This is a genomic window from Arthrobacter sp. BK1 (assembly GCF_056680055.1).
In genome coordinates, this window is the sequence record NZ_CM155263.1 from 329,197 (window position 1) to 350,265 (window position 21,069).

Here is a 21,069-nt window from a genome sequence, read left to right on the forward strand (position 1 = left end):
TTGTGGGGGTCGCGGGCGGCGTCCTTCCTGAGGATGGCGACGAGTCACCGGCGATCTTGCCTTGGCAATGGAGGCCCGCGGCCGCGTCGGCCTCTAAACCACGGTTTGCTGTGCCGGCGTCGACATCATCCTCCACTTCAGCTGGCGCGGCTTATAGGCCCGCGTCAGTGACTTTAACGAGAAGCCACTGCGGGTTTCCGGTAGCCAGTCCTAAACTCCTCACGATGTTTGGATGACGGTGAAGCCTGCCCGCAGCTGGGTCGCCGCTCGGCTGGACCGGCCCACCCGCAGCTCAAACTCCCCTGCTTCGACCACGCGTCTACTTTGGGCGTCAACGATGGAAAGTTCGCGAGCGGGGATTTCGAACAACAGCTGGGCGCTCTCCCGCGGGGCGAGATCGACCTGTTGGAAGGCCTTGAGCTCCTGCTCCGCCCAGCTGGCGGAGGTCACGCGGTCACTGATGTAGGCCTGCACGGTCTCCCGAACGGAACGCTCCCCCGTGTTCTGCACCGTAACCTCCGCGCAGAGCATACCGTCGGCCGAGATGGTGTCCTCAAGAATCCGCAGCCTGGTGTACTCCACGCTGGTGTATGAGAGCCCCTCGCCGAACGCGAAGGCAGGGTCCTGTGTCAAGTCGGCGTACCGGTCCCCGTGCTGGCCGCGGACCTGGTTGTAATAGCTCGGCTGCTGGCCCACATGCCGGGAAAAGGAAATTGGTAGCCGCCCGCTGGGCTCGATCAGTCCGAGCAGAACCTCGGCGATAGCGCGGCCACCCTCCATACCCGGGTTGGCAGCCCAAACCAGCGCCGCCGCCTCGTTTGCCGCAGCCGGGAGGACCAGCGGCTTAGACGCCAGCAGGACCACCACCAACGGCGTCCCCGTTGAGGCCAGCGCTTCGAGCAACGCCATCTGGCCTCCGACAAGGTCCAGCGTGGCCGTGGACCGGCCCTCTCCCACGAGCTCGATTCTGTCTCCGACAACGCAGACGACCACGTCGGCCTGCCTGGCGTTATCGACGGCGGCGGTAATCAGGACGTCGTCGGGCCCTGCGGGAACGACGACGGCGGGACGCGGCTGACCGTCGGGGAAGAACTCCCCTTCAGGGTCCGGAGCCAGGGTCAGGATGTCCGCTCCGACGTCGTGGGTAATGCTCCAGTCCGCCGGCGTGTGGGCCCGCAGGCCGTCAAGCACGGTGGTGATCATCTCCCGTGGCTGCCCGTCCAGCCAGCCGGCCTGCCCGGACCCACCAGCCCAATCTCCAAGCTGCGTCTGGGCGTCGTTCGCGAGCGGCCCGACGACCGCCACCCGCTTCGGCGTCCTGCCGACCCCTACAGCGCGGCCCCTGGCGTTCGGGCGGAAGCCGCCGTCGAGCGGCAGTACGCCGTCATTCTGGAGCAAGACCAAGGATTGGCGGGCAGTCTCGAGGTTGAGGAGCCGGTGAGCTTCGGTGCCGATCGAGCGAGCGATCCGCTCGGGATCGGGGCGGCGCGGGTCCTCGAACAGGCCTAGCTCAAACTTCACTCGGAGGATCCTGGACACCGCGGCATCGAGTTCGGACTCCTCGAGCAGCCCTGCGTCGATCGCTTCGAGAGCACCTTCGAAGAAACGAGGCGTGGTCATGACCATGTCGTTTCCAGCCTTCACTGCTGCGGCCGCAGCGTGGGCGTGGTCGGGCTGGACTTGCTGTTCCCAAACCATGCGGCCCACGTTGTCCCAGTCGGTCACAAGGGTGCCCGTATAGCCCCATTCCCCGCGGAGTACTTCGTTCAGGAGCCAGTGATTGACGGTGATTGGTGTGCCGTCGATCGACTGGTAGCCGAGCATAAACGTGCGGCATCCCTCCCTGGCCACGCGTTCGAATGGTGGAAGGAACCACGAGCGCAGCTTGCGGCGGGAGATGTCGGCCTCGCTCGCATCCCGGCCGCCTTGCGTCTCGGAGTATCCGGCAAAATGCTTGGCCGTTGCCAGGATCGCTGTGGGGTCCTTGAGTCCGTCGCCCTGGTAGCCACGGACCATGGCGGATGCCAGCTCACCGATCAGGTGGGGGTCCTCGCCGAAGGTCTCACCGACGCGCCCCCAGCGCAGGTCCCTGGCAATGCAGAGGACAGGCGAGAAGGTCCAATGGATACCCGTTGCGGCGACCTCAACCGCGGTGGCGCGAGCAACACGCTCCAGCAGGCCAGGGTTCCAGGAGGACGCCATGCCCAGCTGGGTGGGGAAGATAGTTGCCCCTTCCCAGAACGAGTGCCCATGGATGCAGTCCTCGCCCACGAGGAGCGGAATGCCAAGCCGGGTCTTGGCGGTGAGCGCGTGTGCGCGCAGAATCCGTTCGGGAGAGGCGTGCAGGATCGACCCGACGTGCTTCCTCAACACTTGGTCATTCAGGTCATCGCGAGCGTCTAGCTGGAGCATCTGCCCTACTTTTTCCTCCATGGTCATGCGGTCCAGGAGGTCGGCGACCCGGTCGGCCACGGAGCGCCGGGGGTCGAGATACTGCGGCTGAATGTTCATGCTCACCTTCAAGGAAAAGTGGGTGGAGGAAATTGCCGGAGACGTCGAAACGGTCCGGGTGCGGAAGCCGTTGGGTTTACTTGCGGGGTGCTTGGATTAGCGCCTCGATGGGCATCAACGCGGAACCCAGCGCAACGGTGTCGCCGCCGAAACTCGCAGGCCGAAGGTCGAATTGCTCGCCGGCACGGGCCAGGCAATTCCTCCGGACCGCGGCCAGGATCTGCGTGGAGTGCTGCTCCATGAGCCTCAGACCCACCCAGCCGCCGATGACGATTCGTTGCGGGTTGCTCAGGTTCACGATGCTTCCGAGCGCGGCACCGAGAGCGTCGATCCCATCGTCGAGCACCTTGGCGGCGGCAGCGTCAGTCTGTGCGGCTTCAAGCAATGCCCCCAAGGCGTGCCAGCCGCTTCCTTCGAAGTGACCGCCGGCTACCCGCCATGCCCCGAGCAGTGCATCAGCGCCGACGTAGGCTTCAAGGCAGCCCTTCCCGCCGCAGCGGCACGGTTCGCCGCCGAAGCGGATCTTGGTGTGCCCCCATTCGGTGGCACTGCTGAAGGCTCCGTGGAACAGCTTGCCTTCACTCACGAGACCAAGGCCCACGCCGCGGCCCAGAAGCGCGATGGCTGCGTGTTCAATCCCGTGCGCGGCACCGAACCAGAGCTCGGCCCGGGCGAGCGTTTTTGCGCCGTTCTCCGCGAAAACCGGCAGGCCGTCATCTGTGCTTGCCGGAATCGCCATGGGCGGCCATCCGAGGCTCTGTGCGTACAGGGTCTGGGTGCCGTCTGCATCCGTCTCCACGACGCCCGGGAGGCCAAGTCCGATGCCGAGCACCCTGGGCCAGCGCTCCACGTTCCGTGCGCGGAGCGCGGCGATCGCGTCGCGCAGGTCCTTTTCGATGTCCTCGGGCGATTCTTCCGCCCTGCCACCGCGGAATTCGCGGTCCACCATGCTGAGGCTGAGATCAAAGAGTTCGACGGCGACGCCGCGTTCCCCGACATCGGCACCGATCGCATAAGCTCCGTCGGCGTGCGGCGCGATGAGCGTGATGGGCCGACCGCCGCGGGACGCCACCATGCCGGTCTCCACGACAAGATGGTCGCCGATGAGTTCGTTGATGATGTTTGTCGCTGAGGCGACCGAAAGACCGCAGTGCCCGGCGACGTCGGCCCGTGTAGTTTCACGTTCCCGCAGGATGAACTGGAGGACGCTCCCCCGGTTGCGTTGCCTCAACGATGTGACCGTTTGCGATTCGGCCGCACTGACCGAGGCAGGGCGAGCATCCCGAATCATCATGATCTGACCGTACCCGTTCATGGCGTCATCTCGACACAACGGACCCGAGTGCTGGACGTCGCCTCGATCACCAGGGACCGGCCGTCCCACGCGACGGCGAGCGCGCCGGCGTCGTCCGCATCGACTGCCCACGTCCCCGGGGCTTCCAGCAGTTCGAAAGAGAGCCGTGCTCCCCCGGCGAGTGGGACGGGAAAATATTCGTGGGCCGCGTAGGGAGCCCCGTGGGTATGGTGCCAGAGGTCCTCGGGGATGGGCCCCTGTGCCATCTCCGCGATGGTTTCTTCGGCATCCGTGGTTCCCGCCCAGGCTGGAAAACGCAACGTCGGCCTACCGAACAAGGCGTCAACGACCGGCGTCCGGATTTCGCAGCGGCCTGCCTCGACGGCACCGAGGAAGGCTTCAAGGATCTCCCACGCTGCGTCGGCGTCGGGCCTGGCCTCCGGGTCGGCGATCAGGGCCCAGCCCTCGGGGACCATGGCCGAGAGCGGCGAGGTGAGCGTGCCAAGCTTCTTCCAGGGCCAGAAGTTCCAGCCAATGCCGTGGCGTTCGTAGAGCCGCGTGGCGGCGTAAATCCAGCCGGGGGTGTTTTCGCCGCCTTCACCCATGTAAATGGGCGTACCGAGGCGGTCACGAGCGGCCAGGTACTCGGCGATGCTTTCGGTATCCGGGGCGCACCAGTACCGGTGGAACTGGAGCGCCTGGTTGTCGTCGAAACGCTCGCGCAGTGGGGTCCAGTTGGTGGCCCAGTGGCTGCCCTCGTACATGATGAGGTGACGGTCATCTATCTCCCGGATCGCCAAAGTCAGTTCGCGGTAAAGCTCCACGAGGTCATCTGCGTAGCGGTGCTGCCATTCATCAGGAAGAGGTTCGTTGAGGAGGTCGTAGCCGAGAACGGCCTCACGGTCCCGGTAGCGGCGGGCCAGTTCCCGCCACAGCTCCACGGTGTGTGCCCGGTGCCGGGGCTCCATGAACAGTTCGGGCCGCCCGTGCTCCGAGTCGTCGATGTTCGTGCCCGTCTGCCCGCCGGGGGCACCGTGGAGATCGAGCAGGATGCGCAGGCCGTACTGCTCGCTCCAGGACACTGCGCGTTCGATCAGCGCGAAGCCCTCCTCGAGGAAGGTGCCATCCCCGGCCATCACCCCGCGGGCGTTGATGGGAAGCCGGACATGGTCGAACCCGAGTTCCGCGATCTTCGCGAAGTCCGCTTCGGAGATAAACACATCCTGGAACCGCGTCCAGAACTCCGCCGCACGCTCCGTACCCACGAGTGACTCGAAATGGGCCTCGATCTGGCGCGGGGAGGCCAAATCGTCACCGAAGAGCCACATATAGCCCTCGGGCAGGAGCCAGTTGCCCAGCCCGATGCCGCGCAGGAGCAGCGGGCCGGCGTCGTCGACAAGGCGGGTGCCCTCTGCGCGGACAAAGCCAGGGCGGTGGAGACGATTCATTGGTGGTGATCCTTACTTCAGTCCGGAGAGGGAGAAACCCTGCACAATGTGCCGCTGGAAGATAACGAAGACAATCAGGACGGGGACAATCATGAGGGTCGAAGCCGCCATCTGGAGGGAGGGATTGGTGGCAATCTGCTGGTTAAGCAGGGACAGACCCACGGAAATGGTGTAGAGGCTTTGGTCGTTGGCGATGATGAGGGGCCAGAGGAACGCGTTCCAACCGGCGATGAAGGTGAGCACCACCTGGACGGCGAGGATCGGCCGGGACATGGGCAGGATCATGCTCAGGAAGATCCGCCATTCGCCGGCCCCGTCAATCCGGGCCGCCTCCAGGACTTCGTCCGGGATGGTCAGCATGAACTGCCTGAACAGGAACACGCTGAAGCCGGAGACGAGCATGGGCAGGGCGATGCCCACTATGGTGTTGGTCAGGTGCATGCCGTTGAGGATGAGGTAGCTGGGGATCATGGTGACCTGGCCGGGGATCATCATGGTGACCAGCACCAGGAAGAAGAGGGCGTCCCTGCCGGGGAAGGTGAACTTCGCGAAGCCATAGCCGGCGGCTGCCATCAGGAGCAGCCCCGCCATGCAAATCACGACGATCATCAGGGTGTTGACCAGGTAGCGACCGAAATCGAGCTCCACGAAGAGTTCGATGTAGAAGTCCAGGGTGGGTTGCTGTGGCAGGAGGGCCGGCGGGTAGGCGACGGACTCGCTGCGCGGCTTCACCGAGGCGAAGATCATCCACAGGAACGGGAAAGCGGTGAGCAGCGCGCCGGCCGCCAAGAGGATGCCGATGACGAGGTTTCCGGACGTGCCGCGGGCGGCACGGCGCCGCCGTCGCTGCTTTGTGGAGCTGACGGACGCGGCTTCGCTTCGCTGTGAGGCCCGCACAGTGCGGTGTTCAGACGATCGGCGTTCAGTGGTCAGCATCGGCCCTCCTGGCACGAAGTTGCAAGACGGTGATGGCGGCGATGATGAGGAAGAGCACCACGGACCCGGCACTGGCGTAGCCGAACTGGCTGGACGCGAATCCCTTTTGGTAGAGGAACAGGGAGATGGAGGTCGACGAACCGAGGGGGCCGCCCTTGGTCAGGACGAACGGTTCGTCGAAGAACTGGAGCCAGGCGATCACGGTGGTGATCGTTACGAAGAAGATCGCGAAGCGCAGCATCGGGATCACGATGGACACCGTGCGCCGCACTTCGGAAGCGCCGTCGATCTCGGCGGCTTCCAGATACTCTTTCGGCACTCCTTGGAGGGCTGCCAGGAAGATAATGACGTTGAGCCCCAGTCCGCGCCATACCGCTACGAGAACCACCGAGAACTTGACCACAGCAGGGTCGGACAGCCACGGGACGGGCGGCAGCCCCACGGTGGAGAGCACGTAGTTGAACAGCCCGAACTGGGTGTTGTACAGGTATCCCCAGACGAGCGCGATCGCGACGATGCCGGTGATGGCCGGCACGAAATAGAAGGAACGCAGCGCCCGGTAGAAGCGGCTCTGGCCCCGGTTGAGGCCGAGTGCGATCAGCAAGGACAGCACGATCACGGCCGGAACACCGAGGAGCGCGAAAAGTGCGGTATTGCCCATCGCCTGCCAGAAGGCAGTGTCGGCGAAGAGGCGGACGTAGTTGTCGGTTCCGATGAAACGGATCCGGGACCAGTTGCCGAGTCCGGCCAGGTTCATGTTGGTGAAGCTGACAAGAAGCGCCACGGCGATCGGCAGGACGCCGAAGGCGAGGAGTGGAAGCATCGCCGGGACGACGAATGCATAAGGGGTCAGGCGTGTCTTCATGATGATGGTTGCCTCTGTCCGGGCGGGGCGGCCGGAACCACCCCGCCCGGTGCTCTCAGTTGATGGAGGTGCCGCTGGTTGCGTCGTACAGCTTCTGGAGGCTCTGGTCCCGGTCGGCACCTGTCAGCGCGATGGAGTTCAACGCGTCGAGCAGGGCCTTGCCGGTCTCGCCGTCCCAGTTGGGGACGAGCGGAAGGAGCCGGGAGTCCTCCAATTGTTTGGAGTACACGGCAGCGAGCGGATCGGCGCTGAGCGACTGGTCAGACAGCGCGGCCTTGACGGTGGGAAGCTGGCCGTCCAATCCGTACCACGCGACCTGGGTCTCGGGCTTCGAGAGGAAGTCCAGGAGCTTGAGCGCACCCTCCTTGTTCTTCGTTGCGTTCCATACTCCGAGGTTGGAGCCGGCGAGCAGCGAGGTGGAGTTCTCAGCCTTGGGCATCGGAGCGACGCTCCACTTGCCGTCGAGCTGCGGCGCGGCTTCCTTGATGGCGGCGGCCAGGTAGGGTCCGCTCACGAGCATCGGGACGGCGCCGGACACGAAGCCCTGGGTCTGGTCGAAGTCGCTGTTGGCTGGAACGCTCTTGTCGGCATATAGGCCGGTGTAGAGGTCCGTGGCTTCCTGGAAGGCCGGGGTGTTGAAGTTGACCTTTCCGTCGCTCCCGACGATGTCCCCGCCGAAGGCCCGGGTCATGGTGACGGGCAGCGCGCTGTCCCACTGCGGGACGTAGTAGCCGTAGTTCCCGGCTCCGCGGGCGGCCAGGGTTTTAGCGTCGGCCCGCAGCGCATCCCAGGTGGCGGGCGGCTTGGAGATCCCTGCCTCGGTGAGGATATCGCTGCGGTAGAACAGCACCCTGGTGTCCGCAACCCACGGCAGCGAAACAACCTCCCCGCCCACCGCCGTCGCTTCACCGGCAACACCGTCGAGGAAGTTCGACGACGCGAGGTTTTTGTAGCCCGACACTGTCTGTTCGTCCAGCGGCAGCAGGGCGCCGCTGTCCGCGAACGTGCGGAGCTTGGAGATGCCGATCTGGAGGACGTCGGGTCCGCTTCCGGAGGCCACCGCCGTCGTGAACTTCTGGTCGATGCTGTCCCACGGGACGGCGACGGTTTCGACGTCGATGCCGGTCTCCGTCTCAAAGGGCTTGACCAGTTCGTCGAAGTGGGTGGCGCTGTCGCCCATCATCCAGACGGTGACCTTGCCGGGAGGAGCCGACGACGGCGTGCTGCCGCCGGTGCCGGAGGAACAGGCCGCGAGTGAAATGCCCAACACTGCGGCCGCAGCTGTGGCGGCCCAAGGGATTCTTTTCATGAGGGATGGGGTCCTTTCAAAGGTGAGTTTGATGTGAAGGGTTGGGAGCAGGAACAGGTCAGTAGCTGGAGTAGACGGTGACGTCATCGATCGACCACCACTGGGGTGCGGTGCCGGTCTGGGTGATGCGGAGATAGCGGGCGGCGGTTGGCTCGATGGAGATCGGCCGCTTCCACCCGTAGGAAATGCCGGTGGCCGCGGTGGTCCAGTTCGAGCCGTCCGTGGAGGTCTCCAGAACGTAGCCGCGGGGGTAGTCCCAGACCGTGCTGTCGGCCGTCTGGACCGTTACCATGGCAACCGTCCTGGCGGCGCCCATGTCGATGCGGAACCACTCGCCGCCGGCCATTGCCTGGCCGCTGGACCAGGAGGAGCCGTTTGCGCCGTCGAGCGCGTTGGCCGGGGACGATCCGCCTGCCGTGGACGACGCCGTCGAGGTCCAGCCGGAGTGGCTGAGCGTTACCGGTGCAAAGCTCGAGTGGCCGCTGGCGTACTTTGCAATAACGGCGATGAAGCGGGCATTCGGGGTGAAGTTCGAAGTGCCAAACTTTGCCAGTTTGGACTGGAACGCCGCGGGATCGTCGCTGTTGATCACCGGCACCGCATTGGAGTTGCCGTAGTACATGCCCCAGTAGGCGAAGCCGTCCGTAGCAGCACCCCTGACCTTGTAGGACCAGTTGGACCAGGACACGTTTGCCGCGTTGAGTCCGGCCATGAACCGGGCCCAGACGTCGTCGTTGTAGTACAGCGAGTACTCACCGTAGAGGATCGGGACGCCGGGATCCGAAAGCTTCGCGGGAAGGGCCGAGAGTTCGTTGGAGACGAGCTGGTTCTGGGAGGTCCAGTCCTTGGAGTTGGGCATGTCGTACGGGTGGTATTCGTACACCACGTTGCTCCAACCGTACGTGGACGGCGAGGCAAGCGAGTTCAGGCCGAAAAAGGCGCCCAGGAAGATGGTGTGGTCAGGGTCTATAGCGCGGACGGCGTCGTACAGGCGATCGTAGTAGTCGCTCTTCTGGGTGACGTCATCCGGGTCCTCGCCGTAGTCGATGAGAGGCTCATTGATGAGGTCATAGCCGGCCACGCCGGGGTTACCCTTGTAGCGGGATGCGATCGCCTTCCAGATGTCCTCCACCCAGTCCTGGTAGTTGGCCGTGCCCCAGAAACCGTTGGGGTTCGGGCCCATGCGTCCGCAACTGCCCCACGGGCAGCCGCCGCCGGGCACGGTGTGCAGGTCGACGAGGACATAAATTCCACGGGCCTTTGCCTGTTCGATGACCCAGTCGATCTTGGCCCAGGGGTTGGACTTCCAGCTACCGTCGAGGTTCATGAACGTTGTCCAGCCGATTGGCACGCGGATGAGGTTCATCCCCGACGCCTTGATGTTGTCCAGGTCCTGCGCGGTGAACCAAGTGTCCTGGTGGGTTGCGACGATGTTCTGGCTGGTGGATGCCCCGAAGCGGGCGTTCATGGTGTGCGTCAGGGAGTAGTCGTCATTGTGGAGCCCTGCGGTGAGTTCGCCGATTGACCACCAGTTGCCGGCAGACCCCGTCTGGTTGAGGCGGAAGTATCGGGCCGCCTGGGCGTTGAACCCGATGGTGGTTGCTTTCCGGGTACCTGTTCCCGTGGCGGCGGTGGTCCAGGATGAGCCGTCGCGGGACAGTTCGAGCGTGTAGGAGCGCGGCCAGTCGGCCTCGCTGGTGCTGTTTTTGGCCGTATCGGTGGTCACGTTGTTCATTGTGACCAGGGCGCCCATGTCCACGGTGACGCTTTGCCCCGGGGCCTGCGCGGTTCCGGTGGTCCAGCGGGTGGAGGCATCGCCGTCGAGCATGTTTCCGGGGGTGGCGCCCGTCGAGGCGATCACGTTCCATCCGCCGCGGTCGATCTCCGAGCCACTGTGGATGGCGACGTCGGCCACCGACCACCACTGGTCCGAGGTGCCGTTCGAGACAATCTTCAGGTAGCGGCCGTTCTTGCCGCCCTGGAAGTCAGCCTGAATCACCCGGTTGCTGCCGTAGCCGCTGGCCACTTTGCTCCAGGTGGAGTTGTCATTCGAGGTGAAGACGTCCCAGATCCGGGCGTAGTCATCGGCCGTGCCTGCGCCGGCGTCGAAGAGGACCTTGTCCATATCGGTGTTGCGGCCAAGGTCAAGGGTGAGCGATTGCCCCGGCGACTGCGCTACGCCCGACTGCCAGACCGTGGAGACGTTGCCGTCCAGGACCATCGACGGGCTCGTGCCGCCGGCGCTGGAGCTTGCCGTCGCCGAGTAGGACCCGTTGAATTTCACGGGATCGCTGTAGAGGTTGATCTCGCCAACGGACCACAGGGCTGACGCCGTTCCCGTCTGGGTGACGCGCAGGTAGCGGGCCACCTGCGGAGTGAACTTCACCGTGGTGACCCCGTCTGTACCGGGCTGTGCTGCCACGCTGTTCCAACTGCTGCCATCGGCCGAGATTTCCACCTTGACCACACGGGCGTAGTTTCCCGGATTGGCGAGGTTGTCCAGAGTCAGGCGATTGAACAGCGTCGCGGCACCAAGATCGAGCTTGATCCATTCACCACCGGACTGGTTGCTCCCCGTGCTCCACCCCGACGTGCCCGAACCGTCAATGCTGCCGGAGGCAGCGCCACTGGACGCTGTGGCTGACCACCCGCTGCGGTCGGCAGCGAACTCGCCGAGCGGAGACATCCAGTCCTCCTGGGTGAGCCAGCCGCCGATGTTCGTGCCACGCAGGTTGATGGTCGATCCGGTACCGCTGTTGGTCTTTAAAACGTTGCCGTTCGCTTTGATGAAATCCGTGTCACCGAGCCCTGCTGCCTGCGCAGCGGGGACCGATGCCAGCGATGAAATCGAAAGCGCGGCCGCCGTCAGGGCCGCTGCAGCCATCGTTGTCTTCACAGTACTCCTTGTTCCTCATTGAACTTACTGAAACCGGCCGCCCCCTCAATCAGCGGCTGAGGGATACTCTCCCGGGTTAAGGAGACTTTGTCAACGTCTTAAAATAAGTTGTGTCATAAGCCATGGCGTGCGTGACTCCGCCCTCCTCAGAGGCACACCTACAGCGTCCTGGAGAAGAATATTGGAGGCCGGCTGGCCTCACCTCCGGTCAGACTGAACGACGCCCAGCTTGGCGTCAGGCCGCCCCCAAACAAGCCCTGCTCACTGCACCCAAAGCTCCCTGGGCCACCTCGTCGGAGCGGCAGGCGCCGTTGAAGCCATTGTCAGCGTCTTGAGCCTCCAAAAAGGGCTAATACCGCCGACCGCAACTTGGAGAATGTATCCCCCGGAATCCCTTTCGACATTGTCACCGGCAGCGCCCGCAGCAGTGCAATCGAGACCGCCATCAGCAATTCTTTTGGCTCTGGTGGACAAGACGTTTCGCTGCTCTTCACCAGAGGCTGTTTCCCAACGAAGTCGTCCTAAAGCCCGGTGCGCCCGCCCGCCGGTCAGGCAGTCAGCTCTGTACTCTCACGATTCTCAGGCCCGCCGATAAGCCACTCTCCAAGATCCGGCGCTTCTTCGGCCGGCGGGGCGTTCGGGAGCAGCAGTGTGGACACCGCCGACAACACCAAGTCGTAGGCCCCACGCTGCCTCCTGAGAAAAGAGCACAGACAAGAGACAGAGTCCCATTAGGTTTCTTTAGGCCGCGGTTGAATTAGACTGACTTAATGCCTACATCCAAGCCGCGTCGTCAGTACGCAAAGGGAGTGGAACGCCGCGAGCAGATCATCCGGACGGCGACAGACATTTTCGCCACGGAAGGCTTCGAAGGTGCAGCGCTGAAGCGTGTGGCCGAGCTGGTCGGGGTCAAAGAAGCAACGCTTTTCCACTACTTCCGGGGGAAGCAGGAACTGCTGACTGCCGTCCTGGCTGAGCGGGACCGGCGGGCCCTGGACGCTGCAGACCCTGACGAGGTAGGACTAAGGCTCCATGTGCCCATCGCCAAAGGCAACCAAAAGGAGCCCGGACTTACGACGCTGTACGCCGTAGCTTCGGCCACGGCCAACGATCCCGGGCACGATTCGCACTCCTACTTCCAAGAGCGTTATGCCTTCTTGATGACAGAGCAGACCGCGGACATCCTGCGCCGCCAGCAAGCAGGCGAAGTGCGCAACGACGTCCCGGCTCAAACGCTGGCCAGGCTGGTTATTGCAGCCTTTGACGGGCTGCAATTGCAGTGGCTCTACGACAAAGAGGTCGACATGGTCGATGGCCTTACCCAGCTCATCGACGTCCTCCTGACCCCGTACTCAGGGACGCCGTCATCTCCCCCGCCAATCCCTGCCCCAACCCACAGACTCGACGACTGCAGCTCGGTTTAGGATCAGACAGTCTCATTCTCGATTTCTTCCCCGAAACTCGGCCCGGACTCGTTTGGCTCCGGAACAAATGCCTCACGCCCAGGAGTACGTCCGGTTTGGGGCACACCCAAACTGACGGTCAGAACCGGGTACCTCCAGAGTGCTCCAGTCCTGCGGTGCAATGAGGTTATTGCTGATACCGCCGTAACCGTCCGCGGGAATGGTGTAAGTCCCTCCCAGAACACGGCTGGTCGCCACTCCGGTTCGCTCCTCCACAGTAACGCCCCTCGTGACAGCAGCGTTGGAGGAATTCCAGGAAAACACTCCCACCGGGTTGGCGCGCGAGCCGAGGGCACATCGCCCTCAAAGTTCTTGAGGGTGTTCGATCGAGTGAAATGCCCGAAGTCGTCAAACCGGTAGTTCCCGGCGCCGAGACCCATAAACGTGACGCACCAAAGGGAAGGATCCGGGACTGCAGTCCCGGATCCTTCCCTTTTACGGTGTTACTGAGGTGGTGCTGTCTCAGCGGATGCTGACAGTTCCCTGCAACTTCGCGTCCGCGGAGGACGTGCCGACGTAGATCGGGACGTTGCCGGTAGGGGTGACCCAGGCGTCGGCAGTGGAATCCCAGTACGAGAACGCACGGGCATCGAGATCGACCGTGACCTTCGAGGACTTGCCTGCGGCCAGGTCAACCTTGCCGAAACCGGCCAGCTGGCGTGCCGGGGTGGCGACCGCCTTTGTCGGCAGTGAGCCGAGGTAAACCTGCACGGTCTCCGTGCCAGCGCGCGCCCCGGTATTCGCGACGTCGACGGTCACACGGACAGTCGCTGTGCCACCGTTTGCGACCGGCTTACCGGAGGACACGGCCTTCAGGTTCTTGTACCCGAATGTGGTATAGCTCAGGCCGTGGCCAAACGAGAACTGCGGGGTGATACCCGCAGCCAGGTATCCGCGGTAGCCGATATTTACGTCGTCACCGATGGTTGCGGTCCGGTCGATGCCCGGGAAGCGGGCAGGCGCCGCGGTGGGTGTCGCGGCATCACCGGTGGCGAAGGTAACGGGCAGCTTGCCCGAAGGGTTGACGTCGCCGAACAGCACGCGGGCAATCGCCGCGCCTTGCTCCTGTCCGCCGTACCATGCCTCGAGGACCGAGGGGACGTCGTTTAGCCACGGCATGTTGACCGAGCCGGACGTCGTCAGGACGACGACGGTTCGCGGGTTCGCGGCGGTGACAGCCTTGATGAGGGCGTCCTGCTCGTTCGCGAGTGTCAGCGTCTTCTTGTCGCGGCCTTCGCCGACGTAGTCGCGGGCGAAAACAACCGCGACGTCCGATGCCTTCGCCGCTGCGACGGCCTCAGCGACCGCGGGGGTCACGATGCCCTCGGGGTGCTCCCAGGTCATCACGAGGTCGGCGGCGGACTCCTGGTCGGGGTCGCTCGCGTTGTTCGAGTACTCCACCCGCAGTTCGTGGGCTTCGCCGGCCTTCAGCTGCAGGGCGAGGCTGGTGTCCGTGCGGACGGCGTGGGGATCCGAGGCGTTGATGACCTCTTCACCGTCGAGGAACAACCGGGCACTGCCGAAGCCGGTCAGGGAGAGCTTGTACTCGCCATCGGCCGGCGCCGTGATGGTGCCGGACCAGCGCGCGGTCAGCGGGCCGCCGAACGCGTAGCCCGGGATCTTGGGGACGGACGAGCCGTACAGGCCATCGAGCGTAAGGAAACCTGCACTCAAAGCGATCTGATCCTCGACACGCGTCAAAGCCGGTGTACCGGCCGTGTCCGCACCGTTGAACCAGTACTCGGCCTTGATGCCGGTAGCCGTCGGGTCCCCTGCAGGGGCGAGGACCGATGACGGCACGGCGGCACCGCTCAGGGAGTGTGCGGGACCGACCTCGTCGGTACCCTCCGCATAAGTGACCTTGACGCCTGCACCGGCACGCGCCGTGATGGCGTCCAGCGGCGTCGACACGTTGGTGGGTTTCACCACGGAGCTGCCACCGCCGGTGGCGAGGGCATCCGCGTCGGAACCGATGACCGCGAGCGAGGAGATCGCTGCGGCGTCAAGCGGCAGGGCGGGACTGGTGGAGCCCGCCGTGCCCGCGTTCTTGAGCAGGACGGTGCCTTCCTCGGCGACCTCCTGCGCCACGGCGCTGCCGGCGGCCGCATCCAGCGGGGTGATCGCGATCGGCGTGTCGAAGGAACCGAACTCGAACATGGTACGCAGAACGCGGTGCACCTTGTCGTCGATCGTGGCGACGCTAACGTCGCCGCGGTTCACGGCGTCGATCAACGGCTGGCCGAAGTACGCGGCTGCCGGGAACTCGACATCAAGGCCGTTGTTGGCCGAGTCAACGGTGCTGTGTGCTGCTGCATAGTCGGTCTGAATGAAGCCCTTGAAGCCGTAGTCCTGCTTGAGGATGTCGAAGACCTCGGAGCTCTCACAGGCGTAGACGCTATTGACCTTGTTGAAGGAGCACATGGCCGAACCGACGCCGGCCTGAATGGCTGCTTCGATCGGTGCGAGGTAGACCTCGCGCAGGGCCCGCTCGCTAAGCTCGACGTTCGCGCCGCTCAGCCTGGACTCCTCCTGCGAGTAGGCCGCGGGGTGCTTCACGGTAGCGACGACGTCGTGCGCCTGCACGGCCTCGACCTCGGCCGCGAGGAGCTTCGACGTCAGGCGCGGGTCTTCGCCGAGGCTCTCGAAGGCGCGGCCCCAGCGGGCATCGCGGACAAGGTCCCCGGTCGGGCCAAGCAGGCCGTTCTGACCGGTCGCGCGGGTCTCGGCACCAAGAATGTCGCCGTACTGGGTGGCCAAAGAGGTGTCCCAGGTAGCACCGAGGGCCAGGGGAGCGGGAAGGGCCGTTGCCCTACCTCCGTTGGTGTCCTGATTCGTGACGCGGACGCCCGCGCCGGCATCGGTGAGGAGGAGGGCGGGAATCCCCAGTCGGTCGACGGGTGCGATATAGAACGCGGTTTCGCCACTGAACTCGCCGTGCAGGCGGGACACCTTTTCCTCAAGCGTCATCTGCGCGAGCAGCAGGTCGGCCCGCTGGTCGGAGGTTAGCTTCGTGTCCATCCATGCCCCGTTGACGGGCGCCACGGTCGTCTTTTGGCCGGAGCCGTTTTTCAGTGCCTTTTCGCGGGCGTCCTGCTGTGCGCCACGACCTGCACCGTTGTTGTTCTCGGAGGAGGACGAATCGGTGAGAGGGACAGCGACGGCCGGAAGGCCCGAGCCAATCGTGACGGCGAGAGCCAATGCGCTAGTGGTCGCAGCGAGAGCAGAATGCCGTCGGCGCCAGGTTTTCTTGGTGATCAAGGAATTCCTCTTGTGGGTGCGAATGGGAAGACTTGACGGCCGAATAGCTATGCAGGGCGGACACCTGAGCCCGAACGGTTCTGCACTGTGCCTGCGCCTGGTGAGTAGGACGAAAACCAAGTCTCCCTAGATAATGACACATGGCTGTCGGTGACGGTCGAAAACTCAGCCAATGTGACGGCCTGGCGTCATGGCTCACTCTTCGACCAGCGCTGACAATGGCTCGTGCCAAGTGCCAAACAGTCAGGTGATCTTCGCAATAGCACAACCTGGCTCATCAACTGTTCGCGGCTCTACCTGACCGAAGACACTCACTAGATATCCCACGAACGCGTTCTCCGCCCGGGAGCGCAGCGCCCGCCAGCGTATGCGACCTGGTGCACCGTAGTGCGGCTAACCGAAATCCACGTCGCCGGTCAGGACAAGGCCCCCCGCTGGACATGTCAGAAGCATCGGAGCGAAGCATGGAGAGCTTCCGCACGTCATGTCCCAAGATCGTTACGACGCATGAACCGGTACTGAAAGACCAGTTACATATCCGGTCCCGGTTTGGAGAAATGGGCGCACGGCGTCAAATCCGGCGGCACCCTGCGGCAACACGGCTCTCCTGGCTCCGGAGCGACCACGCTGCGCCTGTAGAATTCCGGATTATGAGTTCGAAGCCAAGCACGCCCACCGCAACCATTTATGCGGTCTTCCTGGATGTGGACGGCACCTATGCCGACTATGGCATCGTTCCCGAAGGCCACGTGCAGGCCGTCCGCACTGCGCGGGCGGCGGGCCACAAGGTCCTTCTGTGCACCGGACGTCCCGTGTCAATGCTGCCCGAAAGCATCCTCGCAGCCGGCTTCGACGGCCTGGTGGCCAGCGCAGGCGCCTACGCGGAAGTTGACGGCGAGGTCCTGCTGGACCGCCGCTTCCCTGCCGACCTCGCAGCCAGGACAGTTGCAGCACTCGATGCCCACGGGGCTGTCTACATCCTTGAAGCGCAGGACTCGCTCCATGTGGCCCCCGAAAGGGAGGAAAGGCTCCGGTTTATTATCGAAGAGCATTTCCGGCGCGCCCCGGACGGCCGGGCAAGCGGTTCGTCAGCCATCCTGGGCTCCGTGCAGGTGACAGCGGACCGCGCGGCCACCGCATTCGCGAAAATCTCTGTCTTCGAGGCCCCCGTCCCGATGGAGGAAATTGCCCTCGAGATCGGGCCGGACATCGCCGTCGTCGCCAACTCGATCGCCGATGACGGGCGCCACGCCGGCGAGCTGTACCAGCGAGGCATCAGCAAGGCCGACGGCGTCGCTGCCGCCATCGCCCATCTCGGCATCGACCGGGAAGACACCATCGCTGTCGGCGACGGCCAGAACGATCTGGAGATGATCGCTTTCGCGGGGGTGGGCATCGCCATTGAGGGATCCTCGCCCGAACTCCTCGCCTTGGCAGACCGCACGGCAGCGCCGCCGCACCGTGAAGGACTTGTGGACGCGTTCGCCAAGCTCGGCCTCATCTGAGGTGGCCTCTGGCTATTGATTCCAGGACGATTTGCCTGTGACACAGATCATGGGTAAACTGCTCCAAGCAGGCGATGCAGCCTGAAGGATTGTTACTCGGACACGAGGCAAGACCTGAGACGTACGGAAACGTGCGGCTTGGGTCTTTTTTTATGCCCGAAATGACGCAATGACAGAAAGGACTGCCATGGCTTCGGTGAACTACACGACATTGGCCGCAGACATCCTCGAGGGTGTCGGAGGCGAGAAGAACCTGGTGGGTGCCACCCACTGCGCAACACGGCTGAGGCTGAGGCTGCGGGACGAGGCGAAAGCCGACACGGCCGCCGTCGAGAAGCTGCCGGGCGTCATCGCGGTCATGCAGGCCGGCGGGCAGTACCAGGTGGTCATAGGCAACGACGTCCCGCTGGTTTTCGCCGGACTCGGCAAGATCAGCCGCTTCGGCAACGAAGACTCGGCTGAGGAAGCCCCGGCGCAGGGCAACCTCTTCAACCGCTTCATCGAAATGGTCTCGGCCATCTTCTCGCCCATCTTGTGGCCGCTAGCCGGCTCCGGTCTGCTCAAGGCGTTCCTTAGCATGGCCATCACCTTCGGCTGGGTTGTCCCCACCAACCAAACCTTCGTGATCCTGTCCGCGGCAGCGGACGCCCTGTTCTATTTCCTGCCGCTGTTCCTGGCCATCACGGCCGCGCGCAGGTTCAAGACGAACCAGTTCACCTCGATGGCCATTGCCGGCGCCCTGGTCTACCCGAGCATCGTGGCCCTCGCTGCTGCGGGCAAGCCGGTGGACTTCGCTGGCATCCCGGTGGTGATGATGAACTACACCAGCTCGGTGATTCCGATCATCGTGGCCGTATGGCTCCAGGGGTACCTCGAGCGCTTCCTGTTGAAGGTCCTGCCATCGGCCGTCCGGAACTTCCTGACCCCACTGCTGTCCATCGTCATCATGGTCCCGCTGACGCTCCTGACCGTCGGCCCGCTCACTACGTTCGCTTCCCAGGGCGTTTCCGCCGGCATCACCGCGATCTTCGGCTTCGCGCCGTGGCTGGCCGGTGCCCTCATGGGTGGCTTCTGGCAGGTCTTCGTTCTCTTCGGCCTGCACTGGGGCTTCGTGCCGATCATGGCCAACGACCTCGCCACCACCGGGCACTCCCTGCTAATGGGCCCGCTGCTCCCAGCCGTCCTGGCCCAGGCTGCCGCGATGGTGGCCGTCGCCCTCCGCAGCCGCAGCGCGAAGCGCCGCGAAGTGGCCGCCCCTGCAGCTCTCTCCGGTTTCCTTGCCGGCGTCACCGAGCCCGGCATCTACGGCGTGAACCTGCCCCTGAAGACGCCCTTCTACTTCGGCATCGCGGGCGGTGCCGTGGGTGGCGCCATTGCTGCTATGGGTGGCAGCGCGGCCAGCGCCTTCGTCTTCCCCTCGCTCCTTTCCCTCCCGGCCTTCGCCTCAGTGGGGAACTTCGTCCTGCTGCTCATTGGCACGGGAGTTGCAATCGTGATCGCCTTCGTCCTGACGTTCATCTTCGGCCCCCGCGAAACAGTTGACGCAGCCAAAGACGACGCCGTCCCCAGCCCCGCTGTCGCCGAAGGCTCGACCGCGGCCCCGGTCGCAAGCAATGTCACGGTCCTCGCCCCGGTGACTGGTTCCGTGATCGCCTTGGCTGATGTGCCTGACAAGGTTTTTGCCTCCGGCGCGATGGGTTCCGGCATCGGAATCGTTCCCGAGGAAGACGCCGTGTACTCCCCCGTTTCGGGCACCGTCAAGGCCGTCATGAAGACCGGGCACGCCTACGGCATCAAGACCGACGACGGCGTGGAGGTCCTGGTGCACATCGGCATCGACACCGTCCAGATGAAGGGCGAGGGCTTCGAAGCTGCCGTGACCCGTGGCCAGCGCGTTGAAGCCGGGGATCTCCTGGCCACCATTGACCGCGCCCGGATCCTGGCGGCCGGCTACGACTCAACAACACTCATGGTGGTCACCAACACCCGCGACCTGACCGCCGTCGTGCCTTTGGGCGGGACTCACCTGACTCGCGGCGCCGCGGCGCTCGACGTCGAACTCTAGAACCTGACCCGCAACGATAGGAACGCGCAGCATGACTCAAGCAGCTACCAAACCAGCCACCGGACCGTTCCCCCAGGGCTTCCTCTGGGGCGGTGCCACCGCCGCAAACCAGGTCGAAGGCGCCTACGCCGAGGGCGGCAAGGGCTTGTCCATCCAGGATGTGATGCCCCAGGGAATCACCGAGCAGCCCACGGAGGGCCCGACTCCGGAGAACCTTAAGCAAACGGCCATAGATTTCTACAACCGGTACGCGGAGGACATCGCGCTCTTCGCCGAGATGGGCTTCAAGGTCTACAGGTTCTCCATCGCTTGGAGCCGGATCTTCCCCAACGGCGACGACGAACAGCCCAACGAGGAAGGCCTGGCCTTCTACAGCCGGGTGCTGGACGAGCTGGAGAAGCACGGCATCGAGCCGATGGTGACCATCAGCCACTACGAGACCCCACTGAACCTGGCCCGCGGCTACGGTGGCTGGACCAACCGGCAGCTCATCGGCTTCTACGAGCGCTACTGCCGCGTGCTGTTTGAACGCTTCGGAAGCCGGGTCAAGTTCTGGCTGACCTTCAACGAGATCAACTCGGTCCTGCACGAACCGTTCATGTCCGGCGGCATCCCCACTCCCCGCGCGGAACTGACCGATTCGGACCTCTACCAGGCTATCCACCACGAGCTCGTTGCTTCTGCGCGGGCAACGCGGCTGGCCCGGGAGATCATGCCGGCCGCGAAGGTCGGCTGCATGATCCTGGCCCTCCCGGTCTACCCGCTCACGCCATCACCGGATGACGTGGTTCGCACCATGGACACGGCACATGCCAGCTACGCTTTCGGCGACATCCACTGCCGCGGAGACTATCCGGGCTATCTCCAGCGCTACTTCCGCGACAACGGCATTGACCTGGAGATCACGGACCAGGACCGTGTGGACCTGAAGAACACCGTGGACTTCGTCTCCTTCAGCTACTACATGAGCATCTGCGAATCGGCGGATCCGAATGTGGAGAAGGGGCCGGGAAATATCATGGGCGGCGTTCCCAACCCCACCCTTGAAGCGTCCGAGTGGGGCTGGCAGATTGATCCGCAAGGCCTCCGTGTTGTGATCAACGATTACTGGGAACGGTGGCAGAAGCCGTTGTTTGTGGTGGAGAACGGCATCGGCGCCAAGGACGTCCTCGTGGACACCGCGGAAGGCCTGACCGTGGAAGACGACTACAGGATCGACTACCTCAATGACCACCTGGTACAGGTGCGCGAAGCGATCGCGGACGGTGCCGAGGTCCTGGGCTACACCGCGTGGGGCTGCATCGACGTCGTCAGTGCTTCCACTGCGCAGCTGAGCAAGCGGTACGGCTTCATCTACGTGGACCGCAACGATGACGGTTCCGGTACGCTCGAGCGGTACCGGAAAAAGTCCTTCGGCTGGTACCAGGACGTGATTTCGAGCAACGGCGCAGCCCTGCGCTGACCGCTTCGGGGCGGAGGCCTTCAGCGGCCTCCGCCCTCCACCAACAAGGCAGGAGAA

The 21,069-nt window shown here is 64.2% G+C and carries 13 protein-coding genes; 5 read left to right on the top strand and 8 right to left on the bottom strand.

Annotation, left to right across the window (positions count from 1 at the left end; genetic code table 11):
* Positions 1 to 219: 219 nt before the first annotated feature.
* The 7 genes from AC1MCA_RS01500 to AC1MCA_RS01530 form a co-directional block, all read right to left on the bottom strand.
* A complete protein-coding gene (locus AC1MCA_RS01500) occupies positions 220 to 2,511 on the bottom strand; it encodes an exo-beta-d-1,3/1,6-glucosidase (RefSeq protein WP_479800717.1) in 2,292 nt (763 codons plus the stop codon).
* Between the two features lie 76 nt (positions 2,512 to 2,587).
* Entirely contained in the window at positions 2,588 to 3,805 is a 1,218-nt protein-coding gene (locus AC1MCA_RS01505; protein WP_479800719.1) for an ROK family protein, read from the bottom strand.
* Positions 3,806 to 3,822: 17 nt separating this feature from the next.
* Entirely contained in the window at positions 3,823 to 5,253 is a 1,431-nt protein-coding gene (locus tag AC1MCA_RS01510; protein ID WP_479800720.1) for a glycoside hydrolase family 5 protein, read from the bottom strand.
* A gap of 12 nt (positions 5,254 to 5,265) precedes the next feature.
* Positions 5,266 to 6,189, bottom strand: a complete 924-nt coding sequence (locus AC1MCA_RS01515; RefSeq protein WP_479800722.1) for a carbohydrate ABC transporter permease — start codon at positions 6,187 to 6,189, stop codon at positions 5,266 to 5,268.
* Positions 6,176 to 7,054 (bottom strand): carbohydrate ABC transporter permease, encoded by an 879-nt coding sequence (locus AC1MCA_RS01520; protein WP_479800723.1) that lies wholly within the window; start codon positions 7,052 to 7,054, stop codon positions 6,176 to 6,178. The genes AC1MCA_RS01515 and AC1MCA_RS01520 overlap by 14 nt, the downstream gene beginning before the upstream one ends.
* Before the next feature lie 55 nt (positions 7,055 to 7,109).
* Positions 7,110 to 8,363 carry an extracellular solute-binding protein gene (locus AC1MCA_RS01525; protein WP_479800725.1) on the bottom strand — a complete coding sequence of 418 codons (1,254 nt, stop codon included), beginning with the start codon at positions 8,361 to 8,363 and terminating at the stop codon, positions 7,110 to 7,112.
* 58 nt (positions 8,364 to 8,421) lie between these two features.
* On the bottom strand, positions 8,422 to 11,259 hold the full coding sequence (locus AC1MCA_RS01530) for a discoidin domain-containing protein (RefSeq protein WP_479800727.1): 2,838 nt from the start codon (positions 11,257 to 11,259) through the stop codon (positions 8,422 to 8,424).
* 229 nt (positions 11,260 to 11,488) lie between these two features.
* Here AC1MCA_RS01530 and AC1MCA_RS01535 point away from each other — a divergent pair, with 229 nt between their 5' ends.
* Positions 11,489 to 11,854, top strand: a complete 366-nt coding sequence (locus AC1MCA_RS01535; RefSeq protein WP_479800729.1) for a hypothetical protein — start codon at positions 11,489 to 11,491, stop codon at positions 11,852 to 11,854.
* Positions 11,855 to 12,029: 175 nt separating this feature from the next.
* On the top strand, positions 12,030 to 12,683 hold the full coding sequence (locus AC1MCA_RS01540; protein WP_479800731.1) for a TetR/AcrR family transcriptional regulator: 654 nt from the start codon (positions 12,030 to 12,032) through the stop codon (positions 12,681 to 12,683).
* 501 nt (positions 12,684 to 13,184) lie between these two features.
* Here the strand turns inward: AC1MCA_RS01540 and AC1MCA_RS01545 are convergent.
* Entirely contained in the window at positions 13,185 to 15,980 is a 2,796-nt protein-coding gene (locus AC1MCA_RS01545; RefSeq protein WP_479800733.1) for a glycoside hydrolase family 3 protein, read from the bottom strand.
* A 650-nt stretch (positions 15,981 to 16,630) separates the two neighbouring features.
* Here AC1MCA_RS01545 and AC1MCA_RS01550 point away from each other — a divergent pair.
* The 3 genes from AC1MCA_RS01550 to AC1MCA_RS01560 all read left to right on the top strand — a co-directional run bounded on the left by AC1MCA_RS01550 (position 16,631) and on the right by AC1MCA_RS01560 (position 21,012).
* Positions 16,631 to 17,485, top strand: coding sequence for an HAD-IIB family hydrolase (locus AC1MCA_RS01550; protein WP_479800735.1), 855 nt, complete (start codon positions 16,631 to 16,633; stop codon positions 17,483 to 17,485).
* Positions 17,486 to 17,654: 169 nt separating this feature from the next.
* A complete protein-coding gene (locus AC1MCA_RS01555) occupies positions 17,655 to 19,550 on the top strand; it encodes a beta-glucoside-specific PTS transporter subunit IIABC (RefSeq protein WP_479800736.1) in 1,896 nt (631 codons plus the stop codon).
* Between the two features lie 31 nt (positions 19,551 to 19,581).
* On the top strand, positions 19,582 to 21,012 hold the full coding sequence (locus AC1MCA_RS01560; protein WP_479800737.1) for a glycoside hydrolase family 1 protein: 1,431 nt from the start codon (positions 19,582 to 19,584) through the stop codon (positions 21,010 to 21,012).
* The last annotated feature ends 57 nt before the right edge of the window (positions 21,013 to 21,069 follow it).